The sequence below is a fragment of the Paenibacillus sp. CAU 1782 genome (assembly GCF_054551715.1).
Genome location: NZ_JBTOLL010000008.1, coordinates 33,102 through 57,075, shown reverse-complemented (window position 1 = coordinate 57,075; position 23,974 = coordinate 33,102). Strand labels below are relative to the sequence as shown.

Genomic DNA, 23,974 nt, shown 5'->3' with positions numbered 1-23,974 from the left:
TTAACAATTCAAAAATGAGAAGTATAGGACCACTGGAAGATACAATTTGGCTAAAATGAAAAAAAGAGAATTGCACAGGAAAAAGAAAACCCCAAGAATGCTGTAGTATCAACATTCTCGGGGTTATTAAAAAGCTATTTGGACTTGGATTGCGACTGTGTGCCTGACTGCTTAGGCTGTGTTGTGCCAATTGGCGAAGCTTTATCCGACTTGCCGCCCTGCTCGGCTTCCATCTTGGTTTTGCCGCCAGGCGTTTGCTCACTGCCGCCCGTCTTAGGCGTAGGCTGAGGCGCAACGCTTGGTTTCACGCCGGGAGTTGGCTGCGGCTGTACCGTAGGCTGAACGCTCGGCGCAGGCTGAGGCTTTTCCTTGCGGTGATCGCCAAAGCGATTGGGACCTTTATCGCCACCCGCTTTTCGAAGCTCCTGATGCAGCTGCTCTGCGGATTTGCCCTCCGTCTCTATCCCCCGCTCCTTTGCCAATTGGCGAAGGTGATCCAGCCGTTTCGCCAAATGCTGCGCTTTGAAAGCTTCCCATTTGGCAGAATCCTTTTCCTTGGCGGCTTTCAGCTCTACCTTCAATTGATCAGCCGTTTTGCCGGCAGTTTCGATGCCGAAATAGGTTGCCATTTCCTTCATTCGCTCCAGGCGGTAAGCCTCGAACTGGCTGTCGGTCATGCTGCCGCGGTAATGCTCCGGCCCGCCGAAACGCTCCGCGTCCCCGGCTAACGTCCATTGCTGCGCCCCTAATTGGACTTGATCCGTCGCTTTGCCTTGCGCCGCAGCAGGTTTTGTCCATAACGAAGCTGCCGCAATTACCAGCGCGGCGGCTACAAGCATCATTCCTCTTTTGCTCATGATATGCTGTCTCACCTTTCTGTCCCATTCAATTTGAAACGGAGGATTGAATCCCGCTTTCCCGCTTCATCTGGATTATTTTACCCAATGCATCGTCAGAATAGACATCGTTCGACAAAGCAGCGACAAAATCCGTTTTACGTTGATGATGCCCAAGTCAGATCGATGCTCCCGCGAAAACAAGTATACGTAATCGTGACGATCTACTATGATAGATACAAACTGCTCTCCATGTTCATGGACATGGGCGATGCAAATTCAACTCCTAGCAGGATGTGACTAGATGCCATGAGGCTGATGAACAAGCTAAATCCCGAAAACTGGTTTCATAATCGATTGATCCGCAGCAAAATTACGCTTGTATATGTTCCGCTCATTATTGTGCCATTGCTCGTTCTTGGGCTGACGGCCAGCCATATTTATACAAAGGCCATCGTGGAGCGAACGGTACAGAATGTAACGGATAACTCCACCCTTATCATTTCACAGCTGGGCGGAATGCTGGGCAACGCTCGCAGCACAGCCAACATGCTCACCTTGAATTTAAACAAGCTGCTCGCCGAAGGCCAAGGGGCAGGCGCGGGACAGATGTCCGAGCTTCAGCGCTACACGCAAATTACGAATCAGCTCAGCTATGCTTTGGTCGTTTTCCCGGATGTGGAATCAGCCGCGTTCATCGACGACAAAGGACAAATCTACGGCTCCAACGCTGCTTTGGAGCAGCGGGCGGATCTGGCGGAAGCCAGCCCCATGCTGGAGCGGCTGCGCCATTCAAACGGCGCAATCACATGGTTTCCGATGCAGATGAGAAATTATCTTGTTATGAATGAAAGCGATCCCATACTGACGCTGGGCAAAAAAATCGCCAATATCAATACCGGAGCAACGCTTGGATATTTGTTCCTGAATATAAAGGAAAGCGATATGTCCGCGGTTTACAGCAATATCGGCTCCGTCAAACATGGTTCTTATTTCATTGTTGGCGACGATGCTCAGGTTGTATCCTCGCAGCAGGGCAGCGACGTCCTGAAGCCGGTCGAGGAACCGACCTTGCGGCAGTGGGTGCTGGATCATTCCGTTAAAACGGAAGTCAAGCAATTGCAGCAAGGCAAAACGCTGCTTATCAGCACCGATATCCCCAACTTCTCCTGGCAGCTCATTTCGCAGGTTCCCTACAACCTGCTTACGGAGCAAACCGGACAATTGGCTCTGCTTATCACGTTAATCGGGCTTGTCTGCTTTATTTTTGCCATTATCGGCGCCGGCGTATTATCCAATGTCATCGCGAAACCGATTATCCGGTTGGCGCGCCATATGAAAAAAGTGAACGAGGGCAATTTAAACCAGCAAATCGAAGTGGGTTCTGCCGATGAAATCGGCTTGCTGGCCTCCGGCTTTAATACCATGATGGCGCGCGTGCAGGAGTTGCTCCATAATATCGGATCCGAACAGCGGAAAAAACGGGAATACGAGCTTGCGCTCATGCAAGCGCAAATCAAACCGCATTTTCTGTACAATACGCTGGATGTCATCTACACCTTATCCGAGATGGGACGAACGAGGGATGTTCAGCGGACGACAAAATCGCTTGCCGACTTCTACCGGTCTGCACTCAGCCAGGGACGCGACCTGATTGATCTGGAGACAGAGGTGCGGAGCTTAAAAGATTACTTGTCTATTCAGCGCATCCGGTACTCCGATGTGTTTGACTACAGCATCGATGTGCCAAGCGAGCTTGCCGACTGCATTATTCCGAAGCTGACCATTCAGCCGCTTGTGGAAAATGCTATTTATCATGGTTTGAAGAACAAGCCAACCTTTGGCCATTTGACCATAACAGGCCGCAAAGAGGGTCAGCGAATCGTTCTGACCGTGACCGACGACGGAGCCGGGATGGATGCCGAGAGGCTTGCGGCCGTTAAGGAGGGATTGCTGGATTTGCGGCAGAAAGCCGGTTATGGATTAAGCAGCGTGCATGAGCGAATCAAGCTTTATTTTGGCGAAACCTATGGGCTCTCTATTGAAAGCGGGCACGGAAGCGGAACGACCGTAACGCTGGAACTGCCGGAACACCCCCATTAGAGGTTGTACAGCATCGATTCAGGAGGAGAACTGCGCAGATGATAAAAATGATGATTGTTGACGATGAAATTATTTTTCGCGATTATTTACGGTCCGTGCTGGATTGGGAGTCGCTGGGTTTCTCGCTGACCCTGGAGGCGCGAAACGGCGTAGAGGCTTTGGAGCTGGCTGCGGGCGATCCGCCGGACATTGCGCTGGTGGACATAACGATGCCGTTTATGGACGGCTTGCAATTAACGGAAAAGCTGAAGGAGCTTTTCCCGGAAACAAGCATCGTGCTCATTACAGGCCATAACGAATTCGACTATGCAAGGCGGGCGTTGAAGCTTGGCGTGGAGGACTACATACTGAAGCCTTTTTCCAAGGATGAGCTGCTGCTTACGCTTATTCGGCTGCGGCAGCAGCATCAGAAGGCGCAGGAGGAACGGATGACGCTGCGCGGCAATATGGAAATGATCAAGGAAAGCTTTCTGGGCCAGCTTATAAGCAGAGAATATGCCTTGCCGGAGGAGGAGACGCTGCGCAGACTGAGTCAATATGGCATCACGGCAAAAACCGGCGCTTATTCCGCCGCCTGCATCGAAATCGATCAGATGGATCTGAAGTGGAGCAATCCCGGCGATCGCATGCTCATGAAATACGCCGTAACCAATGTGCTGAACGAAGCGCTGGAGGAAAGCGGCAGCTATCTCATTTTTAACGGGCCCGAGGGGCGGATCGTTTGTCTTATTCTGCATCCGGACGGGCGGACGGAAGAAATGCTGTCCCTTGAAGGTTATGAGAAGCTTTGTTACCTCATCCATAAATATTTGAAGTTTACCATTACAATCGGGGTTGGCCGGAGCAAGCAGGGTTTCCGCGGTATTGCCGCCTCTTACGGCGAGGCGATTGAAGCGCTGCAAAGCAAATTCGTGCTGGGGAGCGGACGCGTAATCGCGTTTGGCGAACAATTGCCGTCGGCTGGCAATCAGCCGTTGTATCCGCCGGAGGTCAACGAGGAGCTGTTAGTGCTGCTGCGGCTTAATCATTGGGAGAAGGTCGAGGAAAAGCTCGATGAGTTGTTCAGGCAGGTGCATGAGCGAAGGCTGCCCATCGATTATATTTATGTCATCTGCATGGGACTTGTTTCGGTCAATCTGGCGTATTTCGAAGAATCCGGGCATCCTGTCGAGGACTGCTTTGGCGAGCAATTTTACCCCTATAATGAAATCCGCAAGCTGGATTCGGCGGAAGTGACCTTTGGGTGGCTGAAGGAGCTGTTCCGCAAAGCAGTGGAATACAACGGCAAACATCGCAATACCCGCTCTTCCAAAATAGCAAAAGCGGCAATCGCCTATATGGAGGAGAATTATGCCGATTCCGGACTGTATCTGGAGCAGATCGCCGGGCATGTGTACATAAACGCCAGCTACCTGCGCGCTGTGTTCAAGAAGGAGGTTGGCGTAACCGTCAGCGATTATTTGACGCAATACCGGATGCAGAAGGCGCGCGAGCTGCTTGCCCGCAATACGTTAAAGCTGGCCGACATCGCAGAGCGGGTCGGTTACAACGATCCGGGCTATTTTAGCAAAAGCTTCAAAAAGTTCTATGGCCATTCGCCAAGCGAATACGAAAAAAGCCGCCAATAGGTTGTTAATACTCAAGCGCGGATTTTACCAAAAGTAAGCAGTTTTTTCATTATCAGAAGCGGTGTTGCCCACTATAATCAAAAATGTAAAGAGAAACCTAATCGGGAGGTCACCTAATGAAGAAACTAGCAATTGCATTGATGAGCCTAAGCCTGATATTTGTTGCAGCTTGCGGATCAAGCGGAACAAGCAACAATGCCAAAAACGAGGACGCAACGAGCACTCCGGCTCCGGCAGCGGGAGAAGCGACGCAGACGGCGGAAACGACCGAGCCGGTGAAGCTGCGCATTTATGCGCAATACGCGGATGATGACACCAAGCTCCCTTATGACTACGCTGTAGCTGAATTAAAGAAGGAAATGCCGAATGTTGAGCTGGAGCTTGAGATTCAGGCGCAGGATGATGGTCAAAAGCTGAAAACGTACGCCGCGACCGGCAATCTTCCTGATATTTTCCAAGCAGGCCTGGACATCATCAACACGTTCAAAAAATCCGGCAACATTCTGGAGCTGGACAAATACGTAGATGAGCTTGGCTTCCGGGACAAAATGTACCCAAGCACGATGAATACGCTGGTAACGGATGACGGTCACACTTATGCATTCCCTTATGCGGGAAATGAGTTTGCGCTTCTGTTCTACAACAAAGAACTGTTTGAGCAAAATAACGTGGCGCTGCCAACAACGTACGACGAGTTATTGGAAGCCGTTAATACGTTTAATGCCGCAGGCATTACGCCAATGTCCTTATTCGCAAAAGAGAAATGGATTACGGTTGCACTCTACGACATGTTTGCTACCCGCAATGATGCAAGCGGCATTGTGAAGCTGGATAAAGGCGAAGCAAGCGCAAGCGACCCCGCTTACAAGGAAGCGGCGGAGAAGCTGGTTGAACTGGTGAAGGCGGGCCTGCTTCCAAAGGGCGCGACAAACCTCAACTATGACCAGGCGGCTGCGTTGTTCCATCAAGGAAAAGCGGCAATGTTCCTGAACGGTCAGTGGGAAATTGCCGAATCGACGAAGCAGCTTGGCGATAAAGTAGGCTGGATGTACTTCCCTGGTAAAGATGCAGCCAACTATGAAGCAAGCAAATATGCGTTCAGCGGAGGCGGCGGACCGGCTGGCTACGCGGTTAACCCGGATACAAAGGACCCTGAGCTTACAGCGAAGGTAGCGGCGTTCATCTCCCTGAAATATGCGGAATACAAGTATACCGAACGCGGCAATCCGCTTGTCGCAACGAAGGTGGATAAAGCGATTGTGACGGAATACCCGCCAATGATGCAGCAGTTGTCCGATGACATCAGCAAAATTACGAGCACAACTGCCTTTGCATGGGGACTGTCCGATGCCAAGTTCAAAGCGGCAATCGAGGATGCGACGCAAAGTCTCATGACCGGCGCTTATAGCGCTGACGATTTTGTGCAGGACGTAAACAAGGCGATTCCTCAGGCCCAATAAGTCCAAATAAGAGCAGCCTGCCGGATACTTTCTGCAGGACAAGGAGAACCCGCCCGATCAAGCGCTTGGGCGGGTTTTTGCTCTCTATCAAGCAGGTGCGCCTGCGCCTTTCAGCGGTTAGATCGACATAAGGATGTGATGAGATGAACAAATTTCTTGGAAACAAAACAGCAATATTATTGTTTATATTGCCTGCCCTCCTGCTGTATAGCATTATGGTGTTTTATCCCATCGTGCAAACCTTTTTCCGAAGCCTGTATGAATGGGACGGTCTAACGGAAGGAACGTTCATCTGGTTTGACAACTACAAGCGGCTGTTCGAGGACCGGCTATTTTTTACCTCCGTGTATAACGGTCTGATCTTCGCTTTGATTATAACGGTTACGCAAATCGGGATTGGCACAGTGCTGGCGTTTGCGGTTGCCGATATGAAGTTTAAGGGACGCAGAATCCTGCGTATCGCTTTCTTTATTCCCGTTGTCCTTTCCATTACGGTTGTATGTCAGCTCTGGCTCTCCATCTATAACGCCGACTATGGGCTTATCAATCGGGTTTTTGACATGCTTGGTTTGTCCTACCAGCAGGACTGGTTGTCCAGCAGCAAGACGGCTATTATCGCTATTGCGTTTGTAAATGCCTGGCAATATATGGGCTATCACTTTGCGCTGCTGCTTGCCGGAGTGAAGTCGGTTCCCGAGCAATATATGGAGGCGGCCCGCATCGATGGAGCGACAAAGCTGCAAGCGATCTGGAAGATCAACATTCCAATGATGGCGGAGACGTACAAGTTTTGTCTGGTGTTCGCCGTTACGGGCGGTTTAAACGCCTTTGCCAATATGTTCATCATGACAAGCGGCGGCCCTGGAACCTCGACTTATACGCTAACCTATCTGATGTACCGTTCGGCGTTCCGCGTCGGGGAATTCGGTTATGGCAGCGCGGCTGCGGCCATTCTTGTATTGGAATGTTTGCTGGCAACGCTCATTATCAATCGCTTTATCGCAAGAGAGCGCCTGACCTATTAAAAATGTATGTTCGATGCCGATTATGCCGCCAGGCATGTCTCGTAATGGAAAGTGGACTTTTTGAACAACCTCTAAAGACTATTTTCAAGGCAGGAGTGATTACACAACATGACCTGGATAATGAGAGTGAGAAAAAGCAGGCCGGGACTGCCGATCTTCCTTTGGCTGTATGCGCTTATATCGGTGTACCCTCTGCTCTGGATGATTTTTTACTCATTCAAAAATAATGATGAAATTTTCGTAACCAATCCGTTTGGCCCGCCAACCACGCTGCGTTTTGAAAATTATGTGGCGGCTTGGTCCAATTACGACGTGCCCGTCTATTTTATGAACAGCCTGCTTGTTGCGATTGTAACGGTTCTGGGCGCGCTGCTGCTGGCAGTCATGTTCTCGTATGCCGCAGCGCGTCTGCGCTGGCGATTCAGCAAGCTGGCGCATACGTACATTCTGATCGGCATGTTTATTCCGATTCAAGTGATTATGATTCCGCTCGCCATTCTGGTGCGCGACTTGAATCTGGCCAATACGTACGGCGCGCTAATGGTTCCGTATATCGCCTTTAACATTTCCTTTGCATCCATGGTATTCTACGGTTTCTTCCGCAGCATTCCCATTGAGATGGAGGAATCGGCTTGCATCGACGGGGCGAGCATCTACCGTACGTTCTTCAGCATTATGCTGCCGATCATCAAACCCGCTTTGGCAACGATGGTTATTTTTATTTTCCTGAACTCGTGGAATGAGTTTACGATGGCGGTCATCCTTATTACAAAAGAAAGCTTAAAGACCCTGCCGCTTGGCCTATTGTTCTTCCAAGGCCAATTCACAACGGATTGGGGCGCGATGGGCGCTGCCATGACCATTGCAAGCTTGCCGACCGTACTCATCTACATCCTGTTCAGCGAGCAAGTGGAAAATGCGTTAACCGTAGGTTCGGCGGTTAAGGGGTAAATTATTGTGCATGCACCTGATGAATACGTGCAGATGGAGCGCGACTGCCGTTTCCTGCAACAAGTATTCATCAGGTGCATTTTTTTTGTGTTCAACATAAAATCAGCGCCCAACGTCAACCGAAATAGAGCGCTTTTACAATTATTGCTTAACCTTGCTCTTCAAGCTGCTCCAATCTTTTCAGCAATTCCTGCCGGGAAAAATGCTCCCCGATAAAAACAGCGACATTGTGAACCTCGCCTTGCGGATCAATGCGCATAAAATCGGTTTCCTTGTAGGCGTATTGAAACATAAAACGACTGTCGCTGGACGTATCGCTAAACGCAACGATCCCTTTGGCCCGGTAGATATTGTCCGGCAGCGTCAGGAGGAGATTTTCAAAGGCTTCGCTATCCACCGCTCCCTCAAAATAATACGTAACCGCCATCACATGATCATGACTCTGGCCCGCTCCAGACGGAATCATTTTAAAAGGAGAATGGGCTTCCCCGGCTGTTCCGGACGCAGTCACATCATCGTGCGCCTGGTGTTTCTCCTCACGATGTTCGGCGAGGCGATTGCCGGCTTCATGGCGCTCGTAAGCTTTGCTATGGGATTCATGATGCAGAGTAGCGGCGCCGCCCTCTTCCATGACCTCAAATGGCGTCCAATCCTCCAATTGACCGCGTACCGAAGAAACGATTTGGGCGTATGCATTCCATTCCCGCAGCAGTTGCAAGGCCTCCACCTTCTCTTCAGGAGCCAGCTTGTCAGCCTTTCCGAGCACAAGCAGAGTGGCGCAACGAACGCCCTCCTGCAGCAGCCTGTAGGTTTTGCCCTTGCCATTTTTGCCGCGATCCAACAGCAATGCTCCGTCCACAACCGTGATGATGCCTTGAAGCTGGGTTTTCCCATACATAGACGCTTCCGTAATCCCGTCGATGGATTCCATCGGATTTGCAGCTCCCGTTGCTTCAATTAAAATCACATCGGGTCGATCGCGCTCCATAAGCCCATGAATTTCCAGACCCAGATCCCCCCTGCTGCTGCAGCAAATGCAGCCTCCCAGCAGTTCCGCCATAGGCAGCTCCTCGTCAAAAAGCCGGCGCTCCAAATTGACGTCGCCAAGTTCGTTCATAATAACGGCGGGTTTCTTTCCCTGCGCCTTCAACCGCTCAAGCAACGACAGCAGCAGCGTGGTTTTGCCGCTACCCAGAAAACCGGCAAGCAAATAAACCGGCGTAAGCTCGTCTCTATTGATGTTGCTTGAATTCGAGGTGTTAGTCATATGCTCTCTCCTGTCGCCTTTTCCAATTAACTTATCCTTAGGTTAATGGGTCATATCGTTATCATATCGTTAACCTTTATATGTAGTATAACAGAATGAGAAAACCTCTTTCGAGGCTTCGGGTATAGAAACCGCAAAACCCCCTGGACGGAATTCCGCCCAAGGGGTGCTGCATGCTATCTCAGCTTGTTATAGGCAGTGGAGAAGGCAGGATGATTAGTACAGGCAAGCTTTAGTGATGATTACCAGAAGGATAAAGAGCACGAGGATGCTTCCAGCGCTGTTAAATCCGCCTACGGGACCGCAAGCTGCACCTGCTACCGGATAGTGGTTGTTTCCGCCGCCAGAAACGTTTGCTGCATAGTTCATTCATTGTCATCTCCTTTTTCTCAAGGTACAGTATCCTATGTATAAGTTGCAGAACGGTATAGGCGTTTTGGAAATATGTGCGTTTGCTTATTTTTGCCCCCAGCCCGAACCTTCCCCCATTGCCACGGCATATCCCCATTCGTCAACTACGCGATAGCCGCGAAGTAGGCAAATGCCGAAGTTCAATTGCCATAGGAACAAATACCCAGTCAACCGGCACATCAGGCGCATAACCTACACTGTACTCAAAACGTAAGGAGGTGCATTCTTAATGTCCGGTTGCGTTGGTGGTGCTTATAACAACGTTGGTGCGATCCTTGTTCTCTTCATTCTGCTGGTGATCATCGCTTGCAGCTTTGGCTGCGGCGGCTTCGGCAAATGGTAATTGATCATATGTAATGCATCCTCCATGCATGCATTCATGATTACAGCTCTCGACTGACTGATGAAAGGCCCGCTGATGCAGCGGGCCTTTCCAATGCAGAGCCGTAATTTCCCAAAAATCAGATTCAAGTCTCAGGGAATGGGAAATTCAGAAAACTTTTATGCAAAAAAGGTCTTCCACATATAGCCATTAATCTCTATTAGTTGTAAACTGAGAAGAAGGCACAGCTTAAATTTCGGGAGGTCGGTGATCTATGACTCTATGTGCTTGCAGGGAAGGGATTGAGAGACTTCGCAACATGATGGAGTTGACCTTTGAAAAATACGAATCCTTTACCGATCCTTCGGTGCTTGCCGCCAGCCAAAAGCTGGACGACGCCCTCGTGCAATACCGAAAATGTCCCCATTTCGAAATGTGCAATACGTATGGCACCTCTTCCTGCCCGAAAGAAGCGGCGGACAAGCCAAAACCGGTTGCCAATCGAATGGTTGGTTAAATGTATACGGCTTCCGCATCTACGTTGCTGCGGAAGCCTTTTTTTATAATGGCTATTTATTTGGGCAAGTGATACGGCACTGTCGTGACAATAATATCGCGTCTGTACAGCAAATACGTATGAAGCAGGAATCCGGATTGGTTATGCAGCATATTATGCCAGCCCTTCTTCGGCACAAACTGGGGGATAACGACCGTCACCCGGTAATTTGAAGCCCCCGCTTTGCGCTGCATGACGTCAATAAATTTGGACAGCGGCTGTATGATGCTTCTGTATGGCGAATGAAGAGTTACCAGCCGCACATCCGGCTGCCACTCGGCCCATTTTGCCCGGAAAACCTCTTCCTCTTCCCGCTCGAAGCTGACATGGACCGCAATTAAATGATCGGGGGCAAGCGATCTCGCATATTGGAGCGAGCCCTCCACAACCTTCGTAATGCCCGCTACCGGCACAATCAGCACATTCCCTTCAACGGGAGGTTCATGCTCCTCGCTAATCCTGAGACCGTCTCCCACCGCGCGGTAATGGCCGCGAATCAGAAGGAACACCACAATCAGCACCGGCAGAAAAATCAGCACCGGCCACACCTGCGTCGGCTTCGTTATAAAAAAGATCAGAACGACCGTCAGGCTCGCCAAAGCTCCTATTGCATTGATGCCCAGCTTAATCGCCCAGCCCTTTGGTTTTTCGCGGAGCCATTTTAAGGTCATGCCGGTTTGCGACAGAGCAAACGGAATAAATACGCCTACCGCATAAAGCGGGATGAGACGTTCGGTCCGTCCCTGAAAAGCGATGATGAGCACAATGGACAGCAGTCCAAGCACGATTATACCATTGGAATAACCCAGCCGGTCTCCCCTTGCCGAAAACATGCGGGGTACGAATTTATCTTTTGCCAAATTAACCGCAAGCATCGGAAAAGCGGAATATCCCGTATTGGCGGCCAGGATCAGAATCAGCGCCGTCACGCCTTGAATCAAGTAATAAACAAAACCGCGCCCGAAGGTTCTCTCCGCGATATCCGAAACAAGCGTTACCTCGGGACGGGGCGAAATACCGTAATAATAGGCCAAAAACAGGATACCCGCAAATAAGACCGCAAGCAGAATGCCCATTGCGAGCAGCGTTCTGACGGCATTTTGGGCAGCGGGCGCTTTAAAGTTCGGAATAGCGTTGGAGATCGCTTCAACCCCGGTCAATGCCGAACTCCCTGATGCAAAAGCCTTGACCAGCAAAAACAGTCCCACTCCAGCCACCGGCACGCCAAACGTGCCATGCGCTCCCGCCGGTTCCTGGCCGGTCGCAATTCTCCAGATGCCGCCGATGATCAGAATAAGCAGCGCCAGCACAAACAAATAAGCGGGATAAGCCATAACGGAGGCGGATTCCGTGAGCCCCCTCAGGTTCAGCAGCGTAATCGCCAGCACGAACAAAATAGCAATCGGGACATTGTATTCATGAAGCGCCGGAATAGCGGAGGTAATGGCGTCCGTTCCCGCCGAAACGCTGACCGCAACGGTCAGAATATAGTCGACCAGCAAGGAACCTCCCGCGATCAATCCGGGGTAAACGCCAAGCTGCTCCTTGGCGACGACATAAGCCCCGCCCCCCTGCGGGTAAGCGTACAGGATTTGCCGGTAGGACAAAATCAGCACGGTCAGCAGCAGCAGCACGCCCATCCCGACCGGGATGGAATACCAATAAGCTGCCGCTCCCGCGGCGGCCAGCACGATAAACACTTGCTCCGGTCCGTAAGCGACCGAGGATAGGGCATCCGAAGACAGAATCGCCAGCGCCTTCCGTTTGTTCAGCTTTTGCTCTCCCAATTCATTCGATTTTAGCGGTTTGCCAATCAGCCATTTTTTCGCGTCGGACAACATAGGCGTTCATCGCCTGCCTTCTGGATAGAATCTTGCTAATGTGATGAATCTTGCTATATGAACTATACGCCTGGCGACGCTTGCAGTAAAATTTGATTTTTGGCTGGAAAACGCTAATTTCACCCTAAAGCAGCGCAATATTTCGCTTACAAATACAGCGCTCGTGTACGCTCTTCTCTTTTCATGCTCTTTCATCGAAATAGATAAGTCCAACTAAAAATTGTTGGCAGGAGTCCACTGTGTGAAAGCTTCTTCCTGGCATATGCCTCCGAAAAACGTTCTCTGATGAATACGCGAGGCTGTTGTTTCCAGATTTCCTTATTGCATAGACCTCATCTCGTCAAACCAACCATTTTGTTATAAAATGGTTCGGGAGCCAAGTGTGCATGTACATCGATACCAGACAGAGGGGCTGACTCTATGAAAAAAGAAGTTATAGCTGAACGGTTAACGGCGAATCTGAAGCCGGATGGACGTTTTTTGCTTATTTTTACGCTGATCCTGGCCATGCTTGCCATCTCCGCATGCGGCGGAGTTACTCTGACTCTCTCCACGGGAGAAACAAATAATTCCGGCCATGACTACGAACTCATCTTTCCGAGCGATCGATACCCTGAAACGGCTTTGCATATATATGGAGCCATCGAGCAAGGTCACAGCAATGTGTGCACGATAGACAGGTCAGGCGCCGAAGCCAACCGCAAGGAATCGCTTGCCGGGATCGATACCAAAAAAGGATTCGACCGCGACGAATGGCCGATGGCCATGTGTCAGGAAGGCGGAGAAGGCGCCAGTGTCGCCTATGTCGCATCCAGCGACAACCGCGGCGCGGGGAGCTGGGTTGGCCATCAGCTTTCAGATTATCCCGATGGAGCAAAAGTGTTGTTTGTGGTGGAGAAGCCGGGAAATCTGTTTCCGGATGCGGGGAAAGCTGTGAAGGATTCTTCTGGCGAGGAAATAAACAAAGATGGGGCAGTCAGCGACGGTAAGAACGTCAAGCAAGGGGAGTCCGACATGCCGAGCGGCTCCAAAGGTAGCAAATCAGAGGCAGCCGGTCAGCAAGGCGGCTCCGAGGAAGTGGTTTACGCCAATTGCGCCGCTGTCCGCGCCGCCGGAAAAGCCCCGTTGTACAAGGGTGATCCCGGTTATTCGTCCAAGCTGGACCGTGACGGAGACGGGGTTGCTTGTCAGTAGGGAATTATTATTAAAAAGAGGTATTACATTCGTCGATTAAACGAATACAACACCTCTTTTTAATACGCTCCATCAACTATTTTAAGTTTTTGACGCAACTACCTGCGACTACGATCCAAACTTCAAATTAATCTGCACAATCTCCGACTGGCTGCCGATACGAATTGGCGGGCCCCAGAAGCCGAAGCCCGAAGTGACAACGGAGTGGAAGGAGCCTTTTTGCAGATAACCCCAGTCGTTTTCGAAAATCGCGCTTGTAATGAGATTGGCAGGCGCAATTTGTCCACGGTGCGTATGGCCCGATACCATGAGGTCTACTCCGTTGTCTGCGGCGATGCCCAAATCATACGGCTGATGGTCCAGCACAATTACTGGTTTAGTGTGATCCACCGTGCTCATTAGCTCCTCCATCGTTGCCCGATCGTTTTCAGTCCGGTCCTTGCGGCCAACCAGCGTCAGCTTGTCGTCAATGACGATGCCTTCATCGTAGAGCACTTTCATATTGCTGCGCTCCAGAGCGGCGATCAAATCCTCGAGTGGGCCATCCAGCTTGTCGTGGTTGCCGAGCGAAGCATAAACCCCATAAGGCGCATTGATCTCGCTAATGATTTCATCTATTCCCCGCTTCAAATACGCGTCCAGGTCATCGTCAATGATATCTCCCGGATACAGAACCAGATCCGGCTTCAGCGCGTTGATTTCCTCCACCAAACGTTTGGCATGCGCCTTCCCCGACAACAAGCCAAAATGCATGTCTGCCGCCATCACAATTTTCAGCTCGGACAGTCCCTCAACCTTTTTATCCAGCTGGATGTCATATTCCCGCACAACCGGGGTATAGGCATTATACGACCCTAGGGCAAGCAACACGACCAACGCAGCAAGCGTCAACGAACCCGCCCATTTTTGCACGCGATGCCGAGGCAGCGAGGTCAGCCTAAGCAGCCACATTGTCAAATGAACAAGCGGAAGCATTAACAACAGCAGCGAAAAAATCGCCAGCCAATAGGAGCCAATCATGCTTAAAATCGCAAAGTCTCCGAAAAATCGCCCAAGAATAAAGGAAGACGCCAAAAAAACCAATACAGCAGCGTACGCAATTCTAAACTTTGCTGATACGGCAGGACGCATCCAGCTCCAACCGCTCCAGCCGATATAAAAAACAAGCAGTCCGTACAGGACCAAAAAAAGAATACCAACGAATACAAACATAATTTGGCCTATCCTCCTGAAGTAGATTCATAGTCCTATCATACACGATACAGCTGCCTCGCACTACTTTGCCGCACGGATAAGGTCTTTTGCAATTTCCTTTACTATCGTACAATAACAAAGAATGCTGAAACAGCTTTGCAAAAGGCGTTATAAACATTCATTTATCACTTAACAGCTCTGTTTCAAAGCAGCATTGGCTTCGAATATGATGCTCGGCAATAGTTACCGACATATCCACCGTTATCAGCACTCTTCGTTTTGAACAGAAAGAAAGGAGCTTTATGCCTACCCATCAAAATAGTTCTATTCCCAACGTCACTGTCCTTGTACTATTCATTCTCATATTTCCTGTAGGGCTGTTGCTAATCCTGATCAGGGCAATCCTTGATCGAAACAAACCTTTTGCAGCGATGAAAAACCATCAATTTTCAAGTCGGCTGCTTTTCATTTTTTTCGCACTTCTCTCATTTAGTTATTTTGGACAATTACTTGCGGGAAGAGACCCGATCTTTATCGCTTATTTGTTTTGCATTATCCTTATATTCTTGCCCGCGCTTTACATGCATAGGAGAGCAAAGCAGCTCAAAAAGAGGGTTGACGAGGAGGAAATGCGAAGACAATTGGCAGAAAGGGAATGGCATGAAAATCAGCAGAGAATGCAGTGGAATGTGATGCACCAACAACAGCAACAACCGAGAAACACTGCTCCGACTCAACCAAAAACGGTTACCTGTACGGGCTGCGGAGCCCGCACCACGATACTTCCTGAGGAAAGCAAAAACTGCGAATACTGCGGCTTTGCTTTAAGCTATCCGATATCTTAGTATATGCTTCGTTGATTATGCAAAAATAAGTTTCAGCACCGCGCCACCAATTATTTACATTGAATTCACAGCAAGGATGCCATAAAATTAAGTCTGGATCCAAGAGTCAATATCAACTTCATATATTCAAATCGGTGGAGCCTGTCAAAACGGGTTCACTGTGTCTTTTTTCGGAGAACCTGGTTAAAGCAAGATAACCGGGTTCTTTTTTAATTTGGTTTATATAATTCAACGGCTGACATGCCTGAATCTTATCAACGAGAGGAAGCTTTATAATGGCATTTATTCTAAGCTTGGGACTTATTCTATTATCGACAAAGCTGGCCGGCGATCTTTCTGCGCGCCTTGGGCAACCTGCCGTGCTTGGCAAGCTGCTTGCCGGTATTTTGATAGGGCCCGCCGTGCTGGGATGGGTCGTACCCAGTGACCTTTTGAGCCATTTTTCGGAAATCGGCGTTTTATTGCTCATGTTTATTGCCGGGCTTGAGACGGACATGGAACAGCTTCGAAAAAACGTGCTGTCATCCGTCGCGGTTGCTGCGGGAGGCATCATTTTACCCTTTTTTGGCGGATATAGCCTCTCCCTTCTGCTGGGCTTGTCCCAGCCTTATGCTTTGTTTATGGGGCTGCTGCTTTGCGCAACCTCCGTCAGCATCACCGTGCAGACCCTGAAAGAAATGAACCAGCTTAGTTCTCGAGAGGGAACGACCATTTTGGGCGCAGCCGTTGTCGATGATGTGGTGGTTGTTGTTCTTTTTGCCGTCATGATGAGCATGCTGGGTGACGGCGGGGCCGTGTCCCTGCCTGTTATGATGTTGAAAAAAATACTCTTTTTTATCGTCATTATTGCCGCAAGCTGGTTTGCCGTTCCATTTTTGATGAAACTCATGTCCAAAATAAAGGTGAGCGAAGGTGTGATGAGCGGTGCTTTACTGCTTTGCTTCGGCTACTCCTATTTTGCGGAATTTATGGGTGTTGCCGGAATCATCGGCGCATTTGCCGCCGGGCTCGCCCTCTCTCGCACAGCTCACAGACCTGTCATCGAGCAAAAGGTTGAGCCGATTGCATACACCTTGTTTGTTCCCGTCTTTTTCGTAAGCATCGGGCTTAACATCTCATTTGACGGGCTCGGCAGTCAGGCATTGTTCATCGTACTATTGACACTGGTTGCGGTGATTACCAAAATGGCAGGAGGCGGCATAGGCGCCCGTCTTACCGGCTTCAGCTCCAGACAGTCGCTTGCCATTGGCTCCGGCATGGTATCCAGAGGGGAGGTCGCGCTGATCATTGCGTCGGCCGGGCTGTCCGCAGGATTGCTGCCTGCCGGCTACTACACGGCCATTGTGCTGGTCGTCATCTTAACGACCTTGATCACTCCGCCGCTGATTAAGCTAGTTTTCAAGCAGAGCGGCGAAAAAGCTGCCGCTCCCTGATTAAACTGCAAATGTAAAGAAATGGGGCTGTCCGAAAAGTCAAACGCTCTAACGGACACGGAAGTCCGTTAGACGCGTAAAACGCAGATTTTGAAATGCTAACGGACATCCTTGTCCGTTACAAACGCAAAAAGCTAAAAAATAAGCGCTAACGGACACGGATGTCCATTAGCGTTTTTAGTTGAATCAGATACGCGGATCGGCTTTTTGGACAGCCCCTCATTTACGCGCCTTCACCACCTACAAAATACTTGCGGATAAAATAACTCGGCGTACAGCTCCAGGCGTGGCAATAGCTGTTGACGAGATTGCTGCCGTAAGGCGAAAGCCGCTTGTCTGCCGGATTGTACAGCTCCCAGAACGTGTCCGCTCCGTCAGCAATCATCTCGCCCCAGTAGGCTCGCATCTGCTTAAGCGCTTCATCCCGTTTGCCGCACAGCAGCAGCGCTTCAACAAAATGATGATACAAATAAGGCGTCGACATGCCGATGGCGGGGTTTTGTTGAAGTAAACGATCCATTAACCCGGCGTTAGCTTCCTCTTCCAACACCTCAGCAAGCGCCATCCAAATTTGCGACGCCCAGGATACCTGCCTGTCCTTTCCGCTAATAAAAAACTGGCGCTCTTTATCCCATAAATGTGTAATTGCCGCAGTGGACACGTTATTAATTGTGGCTTGAATAAAAATGGCCCGCTCCAAATCCCCAAGCTCATGAGCAAGCAGCAGCCCCCGCTTCAGGTTATAGATGAGAGTCGCTTGCGCTCCAGCCTGCTTATTCAGTTCCTCGTGCCAATCGAGGAAGCAATACCAGGTGTCATCATCCTCCACGATGCCGTTTTCATCCAGCCGCTTAAGCGCAATTTCTATTTGCTCTACAGCAACTGGCCAAAGCTCCTGTAAAGTCTGGCGGTCCTGTGCGGCCATATAATAATCATATAATGTAGAAACAAAAAACAACGAATAGTCATACAGGTAAATATCGTCGACAAATGGTTCGGGCTTTTCATACAAGCAAGCTCCCACCTGTCCCTCCTCCAGCCTCATGCCCGCAAACAAATATAAACAGCGCTTTACCAAATCATTGCTTCGAAATGTCTCGTAATTTACGAGCGCCTGCAAGCGCAAATCTCCGATCCACAGCCGCCTGTCACGCTTGGGCCCATCTTCGAACACCGTCTGCATGCAGTCCTGAAGCGTTTTGATGCCTATGGCATCCATCTGCTGCAGATCAGCAGGAACGCCGACGGGCAACGGCGCAATTTGTGAAATGTCCCCCGAGGTCACCGTTTCGCAATACATTTCGGGAAAGCTCACATGATAGCGAATCGAGGTTGAGAGCACGATAATCTTCATATAACGGAAGGTATATCGGCGTGGCAAAGTCACAATGCCCGGCAGCACATCAACATTAATCATTTCGTCCTGCAGCCAGGAGCGGCTTAACCACCCATTGTAATCCGCAAAATCCTCTCCGATTTCGCAAGGCATTTCGCCAAACACCAGTCCCAGACGAAGCGGGGCATCTGCATTGCTGTCTATATTAGTGATTGAGAGCGTCACGTAGCCCACCTGATGATCGCCAAAATCGAGGGTTACGCTATCGCCTTGACGGAACACCTTGCTGCCAAACTCCTCAATGGAGCCTGCATCCTGTACCTCCCAGCCCTGGAATGCCTGTTCATTCGCAACCACATTAACCTGCCGCCGAGGGTACACCTTGCTTTTGAAAAGCGGAGGAGTAAGAGCCTCCGCCCGATCAACAAAATCCTGAGTAATGATTTTTTGCTTCATCGTAGTTGACTCCCTCGTTCATGAATATTATCCTTTCACAGCGCCAACCGTCATTCCGCCAACAAAATATTTCTGCAGGAGCAAAAAGGCAAGCAGCAAAGGCATCGCACAAAGGAAACACGCCGCGAACAAAACATTCCACTGGGTAGGATTCTGCTGATCTCCCAGAAAGCCCAGCATGGCCAGGGGCAACGGAGAGTCGCCCGCTCCCGAAATAAAGATCATATTGAAGAAATAGTCATTCCAGATCCATACGCCTTGCGTAATAATAACAGAAACGGTAACTGGAAGAAGCAGCGGGAATACAACTGACCAGAAGCGCCTGAACAGACCCGCACCATCAATATGAGCCGCCTCCTCCACCTCCTCCGGTACGCCGCTTCGAATAAAGCCCGTATACAGAAACGTGGAGAAGGGAAGGCTGCACGTAATAAACATAAGAATAGGCGTATAGTGATTTGTTGGAATATGAAGCGCATTAATCATTTGCACAACCGGAATGAGCACCATTTGAGCGGGTATAACAAGCCCTGAAAGAAAGAACAAATACAGAAATTTGCTCCATTTGGTCTTCAGTCTTGCCATCGGATACGATGCCATCGCAGCAAACAGTACAACAAAGATGACCGAGATGCCTGTAAGAATAATGCTGTTAAGCAACGCCTGAGGAAACAGCATCCGTTCGAAAGCGACGCGATAACTCTCCAATGAGATGTTTTGGAACAGATTTAACGGATTTAAATTGTTGCTGGGATCACGCAGCGAGGTTGAAAGCGCGATAACAAGCGGAATCAGATTTAGCGCCATAACGGCCATAACGAGCAGTTGAACCAATGCCTTGCGAGTGATTTTGGCAATCGTCATGCCGACACCTCCCGTTTATTCATGCGAACAACGCACAAAGCTGTAATGGCTATGATGACTGCAAAGGAAATGACCCCAAGCGCGGAAGCCTTGCCGAATAGCTGCTCGGTAAACGCCATTTTGTAGATAGAGAAAATTAGGGTATTCGTTGCCGTCCCCGGACCGCCGTTCGTCATGATAAACGGGAAGTCGAACGCCTTCAGTCCATTGATCAAGCTTAACGTCACATTAATCGTAATCGCGGTGGCGAGCAGGGGGATTTTCACATGCTTCAACAGACGCCACGGACCGCAGCCATCCATTTTTCCAGCTTCCAACAGGTCGTTAGGAACCGTTTGCAAGCCCGCCAAAAAAATAATCATTGTGGTCCCTATGTTTTTCCATATTTCAACAAAAATAATAGCATACAAAGCCGTTGAATAATTTCCGAGAAAGTTCAGATTTTCATTATTTATACCAATTTTATCAAGAAAGGTTGAGATAAGACCATAATCCGGCATATAGACGTAGCTCCATAGGAAACCTACTACGATTGCACTGAACAACGTCGGAATATAGGCAAGTGATCGATAAACCCCTTTGCCTCTGATTTTCATATTTAGCAGCAGAGCGAGCGCCAGCCCAATCAGATTGGCGAACACAACCGTAATCAACGTGTAGAGTAGCGTGTTTTTTAAAGAAACGCCAAGCACATCGCCGTTTAACAGGTCCTTGAAGTTATCGAAACCGATGTAGCTGTAGTCCTGAGAGAAGCCATTGTAATCCGTAATACTATACTGAAACAATCTGAGAATCGGGAAAACCCACAAGGTAATATAAAAAATAAGCGCCGGTATTGCAAATAAATACATCGACTTTTTCATTACAGTTGAGTTCATGCTGCTCCATCCTTTCCGGCTATCTCTTTGCAGCCCTCCAGGGAAGGCTAGAGCCTTCCCTGACCAGGCATTATCTGTTGGCGATTGCTTATTTATCTTTCCATAGCTCCTGGAATTTGTCGTTCATCGCTTTTGCGACATCTTCCGCCGTAGTTTTCTTGCCGCCGATAATTTCGGCAAATTTTGCTTGCATCACATCAGACACGCCCGCTGGCCACATTTGGTTGCTGAAATAGACGGATTTTCCGTTTTGTTGGTAGTTATCATTGACTGATTTGAATAGCTCGTTGCTAAGTTCCACGCCTTTGTACACGCTGATTGAGCTGTTTGATTCAACGAAAGCGTTGAACAGATCAGACTCTCCGTCGAACAGGTAATTCAGGACTTGCTTTGCTGTATCAAGATTTGCCGATTTTGCATTCAAAGCATAACCGGCAGATGTTGATGCCGATACGTACAGCGGCTTGCCGGCTTCATTGCCTGGCAGTGAAGCAAAACCGCGGGTAAACTCTGCAGCGCCCGCAGCGCTCATGGATGGATAATCCCAGGTACCCGTGAAGGACATGGCCGCCTTGCCGTCAATGAACAGCTGTGCCGCTTGCGCGCTGCCTACACCAAGAGAGTTTTTAACAACGTATCCCTTATCGTACAACTCTTGGTACATCGAGATCGTTTTCACCCATTTTGGATCATTAAGCGGCTTTTCGCCATTCTGCACCTTTACGTCAAAATCCATTTCATCAGGGTATACAACATTGGCTGCAATTGGATACATACCGAACTGAATAACCCAAGGGTCTTTGTCTCCCAGCGCAATCGGAGTAATACCGACATCCTTCAGCTTCTGGCACAGTTCCAGAAACGACGCCCAGTCCTGCGGAAATTCCGTAACGCCTACCTGTTCCAGCATTTCCTTGTTGTAATAAACGCCAAGGAAATCAAGTCCCTCCGCTACGCCATAAGGCTTTCCGTCATAGGACATATCCTCTTTTGCGCCTTGACCGATATTGTCCCAGAACGTCAGGTCGGAAAGGTCTGCCGCAAACCCGGCTTTGGCAAAATCAATGACGCCGCCAGCCGCATTTTTCGGGAAAATCCAGAAGATATCGGGTCCCTTTCCTGCCGCCAGTTTTGTCCGTACCGAAGTATTGTATTGATCATCCGGAAGCTTCTGGACCTCTAGCGTAATATTCGGGAATTTTTCCTTAACCAGCTTGGGAAGGATATCAAGCTCAAAGTCCTGGCCATCCGCCGCCTTGTTGCCAGACATCATCATGGTTAGCGTGACTGGCTTCGCAGACTCGCTCCCATCCGTTGCCCCTGCATTGCTGGAGCTTGGATCAGACGTTTGATTCCCTTCATTGTTGCTGCTTCCGCTGTTGCTTCCGCATGCGCTCAGCATGATAACTACGAGGACCAGCAAAGCAAGCCAAACTGTTTTTGCTCGTTTCATCGTGTATTTCCCCCTGTTTCGTTATTGTTCTTGCATTGTGCCTGTTTTTATAATAATGTGAGTTGCAGTATAATTGCTTTGGTAAAAATGGTGCACTATTTTTAGAATAGACAAGCTTGGAGGTTCAGTGTATGCTTTTTTTCAATATCAAAACAAAGCTATTCCTTGTGCTTGTGCTTGTTTCCATTGTGCCCATTATCGTCGTATCGGTAAGCTCGTATCGAAGCTATACAAGACTTGTCAACGAACAAACCTCCTATGTTGCAGCGACTACAATCCAAAATTCAGTCAAAAGCATCGAAGATATCCTGCAAAATATTGATCGCATTTCAATCACTTTGCTTCAGCAGTCATCATCGGCTGCCGTCTACAACACCGTTAGCGATGAGCTGCGGGCACTCAACCAAACAAACGACCAATATGAAATTTTTATTGCCCGAGCTCGACTTAAGCTCATATTCGAAAATATTTTATTGGGTTACAATTACATTAATGGGATTTATCTATTCACGCCTGATGGGAAATCGATTAGTTATGGCAATGAAATGAAGCTGGATTATTCACCGCTTCAGGACGAGTGGTACGTCGGAACCATCCATTTAAAAGGGGGCTTGTACATTGGCGAGGTTGGCAGCAAGCCCTATATGATTGGCGCCAAACCGTCAATTGGCTTCTCCCGCGCGCTCTACGATCCCAACAACAATGAGTTTCTCGGTATTTTTTTGATTGATGGGAGCATGGAATTATTCTCCGGCCTCAACCAGAATCCTGCCCCTGGCTTATCCAATATTTATGTAGCTGACGCACAAGGCGACATCATCTATGAAAGCGCAAACAAAAAGTCTGGAGGCAAGCTCCCTCCTATGCTTCAAGAACAGCTTGGGAGCATGTCGAGTTCCATTCAACAATTCAATAACTCCGGAAATTTGACGGTCATCCAACGGGTACCGAGTAACGATTGGAGCGTAATCGCCAGCATCTCTGTCGACCAGCTATATCAGGAATACGGCATTTCCCAAAAGCTGTTTGTTTACGTTGCGACAAGCTGCGCCATTATTTTTTTGATCGTATCGTTCTTCCTATCCAATCTCATTACGAAACCAATCATTCGACTGGCCAAAATCATGCGAAAAAATAAAGCTCAGCGTTTGGTGCCCATACATGCGGATGCAAGCCGGGTAGATGAAATCGGCATTTTGTACCACGAATTCGACAAAATGATTACCGACATCGATACGCACATACGCGAGAGCTACCAGAATCGAATTCTTACGATGGATTCCCAGATGAAGGCTCTTGAGGCTCAAATCAACTCTCACTTTTTGTACAACACATTGGAATCCATTAATAGCATAGCTGAAATCGAGGAGGTCGAAAGCATCGTCGTCATGACGAAAGCGCTTGGCGATATGTTCCGTTATAGCATCAAAACCGACAGCGAGCTCGTTGCCGCCGAGGAGGATTTGCAGCATGTCGACAATTATATGGCAATTCAGCAAATTCGTTATGGCGATAAAATCAGCTTTCACAAGCATATTGATCCTCATATCCTCGAGCTGCGCATGCTTAAGCTGCTATTGCAGCCCCTTGTTGAGAATGCGATCTACCATGGACTGGAGAACAAACGCGGCAAAGGGAGCATTACGATCAACGGCTGGCTGAAGGAGGAACAAATTACGCTTCAGGTGATTGATGACGGCGTAGGGATGACAAATCAACAGCTTGAGGAGCTGCGCAAGCTGTTGAACGAGCCGCCGGAATTTGTTTCCATCGGACAACGAAGCAGACAAAGCATCGGCATTAAAAATGTACAATCCAGAATCGCTCTATACTACGGCATTGAATATGGACTGGATGTACAAAGCGCAAAAAATGAAGGAACAACGATTACGATTTCCATTCCACAGACGGAAAGATAGGG

At 49.2% G+C, this 23,974-nt stretch carries 20 protein-coding genes; 11 read left to right on the top strand and 9 right to left on the bottom strand.

The features are described 5' to 3' along the window. Positions 1-134 precede the first annotated feature (134 nt). Positions 135-857: a hypothetical protein gene (locus tag ACX93W_RS17160; protein ID WP_459393598.1), complete on the bottom strand. Its 723-nt coding sequence runs from the start codon at positions 855-857 to the stop codon at positions 135-137. Between the two features lie 288 nt (positions 858-1,145). On the opposite strand from ACX93W_RS17160, the gene ACX93W_RS17155 reads away from it, so the two are divergent. The 5 genes from ACX93W_RS17155 (at position 1,146) to ACX93W_RS17135 (ending at position 8,003) form a co-directional block, all read left to right on the top strand. Then, positions 1,146-2,939, top strand: coding sequence for a sensor histidine kinase (locus ACX93W_RS17155; protein ID WP_459393597.1), 1,794 nt, complete (start codon positions 1,146-1,148; stop codon positions 2,937-2,939). A gap of 38 nt (positions 2,940-2,977) precedes the next feature. Further along, entirely contained in the window at positions 2,978-4,567 is a 1,590-nt protein-coding gene (locus ACX93W_RS17150; protein ID WP_459393596.1) for a response regulator, read from the top strand. A gap of 116 nt (positions 4,568-4,683) precedes the next feature. Further along, positions 4,684-6,027, top strand: coding sequence for an ABC transporter substrate-binding protein (locus ACX93W_RS17145; RefSeq protein WP_459393595.1), 1,344 nt, complete (start codon positions 4,684-4,686; stop codon positions 6,025-6,027). Between the two features lie 143 nt (positions 6,028-6,170). Then, positions 6,171-7,052, top strand: coding sequence for a carbohydrate ABC transporter permease (locus ACX93W_RS17140; protein WP_459393594.1), 882 nt, complete (start codon positions 6,171-6,173; stop codon positions 7,050-7,052). Between the two features lie 108 nt (positions 7,053-7,160). After that, complete coding sequence (locus tag ACX93W_RS17135) at positions 7,161-8,003, top strand: carbohydrate ABC transporter permease (protein WP_459393593.1); 843 nt, start codon at positions 7,161-7,163, stop codon at positions 8,001-8,003. A 148-nt stretch (positions 8,004-8,151) separates the two neighbouring features. Here ACX93W_RS17135 and ACX93W_RS17130 read toward each other — a convergent pair whose 3' ends face one another. Further along, positions 8,152-9,270: a CobW family GTP-binding protein gene (locus ACX93W_RS17130; RefSeq protein WP_459393592.1), complete on the bottom strand. Its 1,119-nt coding sequence runs from the start codon at positions 9,268-9,270 to the stop codon at positions 8,152-8,154. Positions 9,271-9,486: 216 nt separating this feature from the next. After that, the gene (locus ACX93W_RS17125; protein ID WP_459393726.1) at positions 9,487-9,639 is read right to left on the bottom strand and encodes a hypothetical protein; all 153 of its coding nucleotides are present in this window, start codon (positions 9,637-9,639) and stop codon (positions 9,487-9,489) included. Between the two features lie 271 nt (positions 9,640-9,910). Between ACX93W_RS17125 and ACX93W_RS17120 the strand changes: the two genes are divergently transcribed. Further along, positions 9,911-10,024, top strand: coding sequence for a YjcZ family sporulation protein (locus ACX93W_RS17120; RefSeq protein ID WP_459393591.1), 114 nt, complete (start codon positions 9,911-9,913; stop codon positions 10,022-10,024). A 253-nt stretch (positions 10,025-10,277) separates the two neighbouring features. Next, entirely contained in the window at positions 10,278-10,520 is a 243-nt protein-coding gene (locus tag ACX93W_RS17115) for an aspartyl-phosphate phosphatase Spo0E family protein (protein WP_459393590.1), read from the top strand. Positions 10,521-10,576: 56 nt separating this feature from the next. On the opposite strand, the gene ACX93W_RS17110 is transcribed toward ACX93W_RS17115, so the two are convergent. After that, positions 10,577-12,400: an APC family permease gene (locus ACX93W_RS17110; protein ID WP_459393589.1), complete on the bottom strand. Its 1,824-nt coding sequence runs from the start codon at positions 12,398-12,400 to the stop codon at positions 10,577-10,579. A gap of 420 nt (positions 12,401-12,820) precedes the next feature. On the opposite strand from ACX93W_RS17110, the gene ACX93W_RS17105 reads away from it, so the two are divergent. Further along, positions 12,821-13,594, top strand: coding sequence for an excalibur calcium-binding domain-containing protein (locus ACX93W_RS17105; protein WP_459393588.1), 774 nt, complete (start codon positions 12,821-12,823; stop codon positions 13,592-13,594). 108 nt (positions 13,595-13,702) lie between these two features. On the opposite strand, the gene ACX93W_RS17100 is transcribed toward ACX93W_RS17105, so the two are convergent. Further along, a complete protein-coding gene (locus ACX93W_RS17100; RefSeq protein ID WP_459393587.1) occupies positions 13,703-14,806 on the bottom strand; it encodes a metallophosphoesterase in 1,104 nt (367 codons plus the stop codon). 284 nt (positions 14,807-15,090) lie between these two features. On the opposite strand from ACX93W_RS17100, the gene ACX93W_RS17095 reads away from it, so the two are divergent. Together ACX93W_RS17095 and ACX93W_RS17090 are read left to right on the top strand one after the other, a co-directional pair. Further along, positions 15,091-15,633, top strand: a complete 543-nt coding sequence (locus ACX93W_RS17095) for a hypothetical protein (RefSeq protein ID WP_459393586.1) — start codon at positions 15,091-15,093, stop codon at positions 15,631-15,633. Positions 15,634-15,908: 275 nt separating this feature from the next. Next, positions 15,909-17,066 (top strand): cation:proton antiporter, encoded by a 1,158-nt coding sequence (locus ACX93W_RS17090; RefSeq protein WP_459393585.1) that lies wholly within the window; start codon positions 15,909-15,911, stop codon positions 17,064-17,066. A 223-nt stretch (positions 17,067-17,289) separates the two neighbouring features. Here the strand turns inward: ACX93W_RS17090 and ACX93W_RS17085 are convergent, their stop codons facing one another. From ACX93W_RS17085 to ACX93W_RS17070, 4 genes are all read right to left on the bottom strand, one after another. Then, positions 17,290-18,858, bottom strand: a complete 1,569-nt coding sequence (locus ACX93W_RS17085; RefSeq protein ID WP_459393584.1) for an alpha-L-rhamnosidase-related protein — start codon at positions 18,856-18,858, stop codon at positions 17,290-17,292. 27 nt (positions 18,859-18,885) lie between these two features. After that, on the bottom strand, positions 18,886-19,722 hold the full coding sequence (locus ACX93W_RS17080; RefSeq protein ID WP_459393583.1) for a carbohydrate ABC transporter permease: 837 nt from the start codon (positions 19,720-19,722) through the stop codon (positions 18,886-18,888). After that, complete coding sequence (locus ACX93W_RS17075; RefSeq protein ID WP_459393582.1) at positions 19,719-20,600, bottom strand: carbohydrate ABC transporter permease; 882 nt, start codon at positions 20,598-20,600, stop codon at positions 19,719-19,721. Before ACX93W_RS17075 ends, ACX93W_RS17080 begins: the two co-directional genes overlap by 4 nt. An 88-nt stretch (positions 20,601-20,688) precedes the next feature. Beyond that, complete coding sequence (locus ACX93W_RS17070) at positions 20,689-22,053, bottom strand: ABC transporter substrate-binding protein (protein WP_459393581.1); 1,365 nt, start codon at positions 22,051-22,053, stop codon at positions 20,689-20,691. Between the two features lie 131 nt (positions 22,054-22,184). Here ACX93W_RS17070 and ACX93W_RS17065 point away from each other — a divergent pair, with 131 nt between their 5' ends. Then, positions 22,185-23,972 carry a cache domain-containing sensor histidine kinase gene (locus tag ACX93W_RS17065; protein WP_459393580.1) on the top strand — a complete coding sequence of 596 codons (1,788 nt, stop codon included), beginning with the start codon at positions 22,185-22,187 and terminating at the stop codon, positions 23,970-23,972. The last annotated feature ends 2 nt before the right edge of the window (positions 23,973-23,974 follow it).